Here is a 5,907-nt window from a genome sequence, read left to right on the forward strand (position 1 = left end):
ATTATACATTAAATGCTCATTTAACATATATTCCCAAAAGTAAACGAAATAAATTGTGTGATGAGTACGACATAATGATGGATAAATATGGCGAAGCAGGAAAAGTTAGATTTGGTTTAAAGGGCGCATATAATGTAGCGTTAGCAAAGATTACACCAATTCCTCCTTTAACAAAGGAACACTTGAGGTGGTTTTTAAAACAATCAGAAATTCAGCAATTGATAGAAGCTTCAGCAGTAGCGTCTACTCGAGCTTCTGTTAATAAAGTGGTTTTTAGAAATTTAAAAATTTTACTGCCTCCAAAAGGATTATTAGAAAAATTTGAAAATATTGGCAAATTATACATTGATAATTATTTAAAACTTCAAAAAGAAAACCAAAAACTAGCCACTATTCGTGATTTGCTTTTGCCGAAGTTGGTAGGTGGGGAGATAAGGGTATGAAGAAGGAAGTGTATCTAGAAATCTACAACGAATGCAACCACAATGCGCGGAAGCTTATAGAAGCTGCCCAAACACTATGTAGCAAACGATATTTTGCGCAAGCTTATGCGCTTGCTTTCACTGCCCTGGAAGAGATTTCAAAAGGCCAGTTTGCGGCTGATGTATTTACTGGATTGAAGACAGAAGACAGCTTCAGAGCGTTTTACCGTCAACACAGAGAGAAAATTAACAACATTGGTTGGGCTTATTGTGATGCGAGCAGCTACCCTTACAAGTATAAGTGGATTGGTCCTGATGCAGAAGATACGCAAGAAATGAATCCTGCAACGCCGTCATGGGATAAACGCAAATTAGCATTGTATGTGGACGTAGATTTTTCAGCTAATACGATAACAACTCCTCGCGAGGCAGTCACTGAAAAAGATGCTTATGATATTATCCACGTCGCAGACACTGCTCTGCATCGCATTTGGGAGATTACAGGAGAGTTTGGCGGTATGCAGATTGGTACGAAGGGGTTTATGAAATAAACTGTCTATACATAATTGATGAGTGGGTAAATGAAAACTTGAAGTTATGGAATTTAAACAAGATACAATTGAGGATATAGTCGAGAGCGAGAAGCAGATGGTCCTGCATGGAGTAGAGAGGTTTGGTAATTACTTTATCAATGCCAAAGAATTTAATACGCTGCTCCAACAATTCGTAAAATCCGTTAATCCAGACCGTTTTATTTTCGTGATGTTCCTGGCACAAATTCACAAGCACCACCTGCTTGCTCTTTTTTCATCTGTTCGTTTGCATCATATCCAGGCAATGATGAATTTGCGGCAAGTCTTAGAAGCAGGATCTTGTGCTGCATACGCCATCGCGAATCCTAACCCAGCAGGTTTTGCAGATATTGATGAACATGGAATTATTAATCCAACTAAACGACTTGCCAAAAAGAGATACGACTGGCTAGAGGCAAATTTCAAAAAGGGGTCGGACGCTATCAAAAGGATGAAAGACCAGATAAATAAAGCCGCTGCGCATTCCAATATTGTCACCGCTCACAACAATTTCAGATTCGATAGCAGGCGAGGAAAACCCATCACGACATTTTTCGATATTGAGGATGACTATCTTGTAAAAACCGACCTTTGGCAAATCGGGAATATCGCCATGGGACTAATGGATTTATTCTACGGTGCCAACAAAGATCTTAATGTTATTCAATTCGCAGATGATTTCATTCCGCGACTTAAAACTCTTGAAATTAAAAATCAACGTTTGAAGGAGGAAATAATACAATCTGAGAGATACAAGAAAGCTCAGAAATACGAAAAATAATTTATGAGAGCTCTTAACGAATTCACACTTACCGAACAACCACTTATAGAATGGTTTAAGGAAATGGGCTATGACTATGAATTTGGGCCTGACCTTTCCCCTGGCCAGGTTACAGCCGAACGAGATAATTTTTATGAAGTCGTATTAACAGGAAAACTCAAACGCGCTCTACGACGACTCAATCCCGAACTTCCCGATTTTGCAATTGAAGAAGTGGTACACAATTTAAAATCAAATCACCCGAATTTAGAAATCGCGAATAGAGAAATTTACCTCATGCTCACGCGTGGAGTGCGCGTACGCTTCAAAAACAGCACTGGAGAAGAAATATGGAAATTTGCCCGTGTGCTTGATTTTAAAAACCCGCAGAATAATGAATTCCTCATTGTGAACCAATTTCCCATTCAAGGAATAGAGAAAGTTAGAAGGCCCGATGTAATTGTGTTTGTAAACGGGATACCGCTCGCAGTGTTTGAACTCAAAAGTCCAGCAACTGAAAGTGCAACGACCTATAGCGCCTATCAGCAGCTAGAAAAGTACAAAAAAGATATCCCAGAGCTCTTCAAGTATAATCAGGTACTTGTGGTAAGCGATCTTATAGAAGCAAAGCATGGAACAATCTCATCTTCATGGGAATGGTTCTCCGTATGGAAGGGAATTGAAAGCGAAAATGAACCTCATAATAACCAAAGTCAACTTGAAATTTTAGCCCGCGGCATTTTTCACAAAACACGATTTCTTGACATCATCCAGAACTTCATTGTCTTTGAGGCAGATGCCGAAAGCGATATCAGTAAATACACAAAAAAAATGGCATTGTATCATCAATACTTTGGTGTGAATAAAGCAATAAAAGAGACAATAAGAGCCACAAGGCCAAGAGGCAACAAAAAAATTGGCGTATTTTGGCACACTCAAGGATCAGGAAAATCCCTTTCAATGGTGTTTTATGTAAACAAGGCAAGGAAACTAGAAACACCCCCAAGTCCTACATTTGTATTTCTTACAGACAGGAACGACCTCGACGGACAATTCTACAAAACGTTCCTGCGGTGCGGCTATCCGTATGCAAGGCAAGCAGAAAGTATCGAGGACTTAAAGCAGAAAATTCGCGAAGCGCAAGGCGATCTCATCTTCACCACAATACAGAAATTTGATACTAATCAGGAAGTACTAAGTGAAAAAGAAAATATCATCGTCATCGCAGACGAAGCGCACCGCTCGCAATACGCAAAACTAGCTGCAACCGTACGGAATGCACTTCCAAACGCTTCTTTCATGGGTATTACAGGCACCCCCATTAGCCTCAGAGACAGGAACACAAATCTTGTATTTGGAAATTATATCAGCCAATACAAAATCAACCAAGCAGTGGAAGACGGCGCAACGGTGCCAATTTATTACGAAGGGCGCCTCGTGCCGCTCCATCTTGCCAATCAATTCATCGACGAAGAATTTGAAGGCTTAACGAGAGAGGTAAAGCTTGAGACAAGAGAGGCGTACAAGCGCAAATGGGCACGCCTTGAGCAGGCGGTAAGCGCAAGGGACCGCCTGAAAAAAATAGCGCGCGATATTGTAGATCACTTCAACAATCGTGGCATAGAAGGCAAGGGGATGGTTGTAACAATTAGCCGAAAAGTGGCAGTCGAAATGTACAAGCTTCTTTCAAAAACCCCCTATGCTCCTGAAGCAGCAGTGGTAATTTCAAATCCTGAAGAGTTTGCGCACGACATCCAGTCCGAACGAGACAATAAAGAACTGGAAAGAAAATTCAAAAATCCCAACGATCCGCTAAAGCTCGTTATTGTCTGTGATATGTGGCTTACGGGCTTTGATGTCCCCCCGCTTCACACAATGTACATTGACAAACCACTCAAAAATCACACGCTCATGCAGGCAATTGCACGCGTCAACAGAATTTTCAAAGACAAGCCGGGCGGCCTTATCGTTGACTATATAGGCATAGCGGACGATCTAAAAAAAGCACTTGCAATCTATAGCGCGAAAACTCGAAAGGAGGCAATGGCCCCAATTGAAGAAATTATCAGCAGAATGAAAGAAAAGTATGACATTGTAAGAGCTATGCTACCTGGAGTTGAATACCAAAACTGGAAACAACTCAAAGGCATAAAGAGGGCCGACGTATTCCAAAAAGCAATAAACACAATCATTACAGATGAAAGAAGCGGCATCATCGACGAAGAAAAGAAAAAACGATTTATAAGAGAAGCCGAAATGCTTTCTCGTCTCTTCGCCTTCGCTATGCCACATAGAGAAGCAAGTGCAATTCAAGATGATATAGAATTTTTCCGAGCTGTAAAAAGGGCACTCATAAAGAGAACTATCGTAGTAACTGAAGGAATTAATTCTGAAATTGAATCTGCGGTACGTGAACTTATCTCAAGGGCAATAGCAGCAGAGGGAGTAGTGAATATATTTCATATGAATGAACAAGGCACATCTGGAACCTCAATATTTGACGAGAGATTTCTTAAAGAAGTAAAAAAGTTAAAATACAAAAATCTCTCAATAGAGGTGCTGCGCAAACTTCTGCACGATGCCTTAAAAGTAAGAATGAGGAAAAATCTAATCCGCTATAAATCACTTCTTGAGATGCTCGAAGATATCATCGAAAAGTACGAAAATAGAGTTATCAATTCCACCAAAGTTATCGAAAAGCTCATTGAACTCGCAAAAGAAATCCAAAAAACTGAAGCATATAGCAGGAGAGAAAGGCTGTCAGAAGAAGAAATGGCATTCTATGATGCAATATCAGCAGGAAAAAAGGCAGCAAGAAACAACCAGGCCTTAAAAGAGTTAGTGAGGGAACTTGTAAAAGTTATCAAAAGAGACTTGGCAATTGATTGGACAAACAATGATATTATTAAAGCAAGGTTACGGGCGAATGTAAGGCGACTTCTTCTGCAAAGAGGCTACAAGGCTCAAGAGATCGAGGTAGTGATAAAAGCAATATATCGCCAAGCGCTTTCGCTATATAAGGACTACATACCAACAACTACATAAAAGACCTCAACACAAGTAACTCTATGCCCACCTTCAAGTCAATCGCATATCAAATTCTTAAAGAAGCAGACAAGCCGCTTCACAGCAGAGAAATCACGAAAATCGCGAAAAAGAGAGGACTGAAAAGTACAGGAAAAACCCCGGAAAAGACAATGGAGGCAATAATCTCTGTTGACATCAAAAAATACAAAGAAAAATCACGATTCGTAAGAATAGCGAAATCAACCTTCACCATAAATAAAAACTGGAAGCCGAGCTTTGAAAAAAGCTACAAAATCTCGAAGCTTTCATCAAGACAGAAGGGAGACATTGCCGAAAATAGAATTATTGAGCTCATCCTGCTCTACGGAAGCAATCTTGCTTGCTATAAGCCAACTTCCGATGACGAAGGAATTGACCTCATCATAAAAGACAAAATAACAGAGCATACTTTCTTCATTCAAGTGAAAAGCATCTGGCGCACTCAAGGACCAGTGGTTACTAGCATCAAGAAACACTCCATTGTAGATAGGAAAAAACTAGGAATAGTGATATGTGTTTTCGATGTCGAAGAGGGAGAAATCAGTGAATACCTCTGGTTTATTCCCGCAATGGATCTAGCACGAAAAGCGCCACTGAATAAAAAATATCAAAGATATATATTCGTCTCAGGACGAAAACAAAGAGAAACAAACAATTGGAATCAATATCTTATCGATAAGCGTGATCTTGCAGAAACAATACTTGAACAAATGAAAAAAAGATAAGTTTTTTATATACCCCCTACCTCTCCAACGATCAAAATTCCTGCAGCTCCTTGCCCGGTATCGCCGCATACCGAGCATAAGGAATCTTCCCGCATTGCCTCGTTGAAAAAATAACCTGCGGGAAGTTTGCATCCCAAATCTCTCGTCTTCCTATTCCCTCTTTCCTTTTTCCCTTCACTTGCCTTTTCCTTATGCCTTCTCTTGCTTTTTCTTTTTCTTCTCTCTCCTTCCTTTTCCTTTTTGCCCTTATCCTTGCCATTCCTCTTGCTCCTGCCAACCTCCCAGTTGCCATTGACAAAGTGGCAACTATTTGTTAAAACTGAGCAAGTTTTTTCCATCTCCAAGGAGGGCACGTAATGTCG

6 protein-coding genes are annotated in these 5,907 nt (G+C 40.2%); 5 read left to right on the forward strand and 1 reads right to left on the reverse strand.

Going from position 1 to position 5,907, the window contains the following annotated elements:
- The 5 genes from D6734_11660 to D6734_11680 all read left to right on the forward strand — a co-directional run.
- Positions 1-443 (forward strand): restriction endonuclease subunit S (locus D6734_11660; protein RMF92723.1); only part of this gene is annotated, 443 nt, incomplete at its 5' end.
- Positions 440-973 (forward strand): AbiV family abortive infection protein, encoded by a 534-nt coding sequence (locus D6734_11665; protein ID RMF92724.1) that lies wholly within the window; start codon positions 440-442, stop codon positions 971-973. The genes D6734_11660 and D6734_11665, both read left to right, overlap by 4 nt.
- 46 nt (positions 974-1,019) lie before the next feature.
- Positions 1,020-1,775 (forward strand): hypothetical protein, encoded by a 756-nt coding sequence (locus tag D6734_11670; GenBank protein ID RMF92725.1) that lies wholly within the window; start codon positions 1,020-1,022, stop codon positions 1,773-1,775.
- A 3-nt stretch (positions 1,776-1,778) separates the two neighbouring features.
- On the forward strand, positions 1,779-4,799 hold the full coding sequence (locus D6734_11675; protein RMF92726.1) for a type I restriction endonuclease subunit R: 3,021 nt from the start codon (positions 1,779-1,781) through the stop codon (positions 4,797-4,799).
- Between the two features lie 23 nt (positions 4,800-4,822).
- Complete coding sequence (locus tag D6734_11680; protein ID RMF92727.1) at positions 4,823-5,545, forward strand: hypothetical protein; 723 nt, start codon at positions 4,823-4,825, stop codon at positions 5,543-5,545.
- Positions 5,546-5,550: 5 nt separating this feature from the next.
- Here D6734_11680 and D6734_11685 read toward each other — a convergent pair whose 3' ends face one another.
- Positions 5,551-5,883 carry a hypothetical protein gene (locus D6734_11685; protein RMF92728.1) on the reverse strand — a complete coding sequence of 111 codons (333 nt, stop codon included), beginning with the start codon at positions 5,881-5,883 and terminating at the stop codon, positions 5,551-5,553.
- Positions 5,884-5,907 lie beyond the last annotated feature (24 nt).

It is taken from the genome of Candidatus Schekmanbacteria bacterium, from assembly GCA_003695725.1.
Classification (GTDB): Bacteria; Schekmanbacteria; GWA2-38-11; order GWA2-38-11; family J061; genus J061.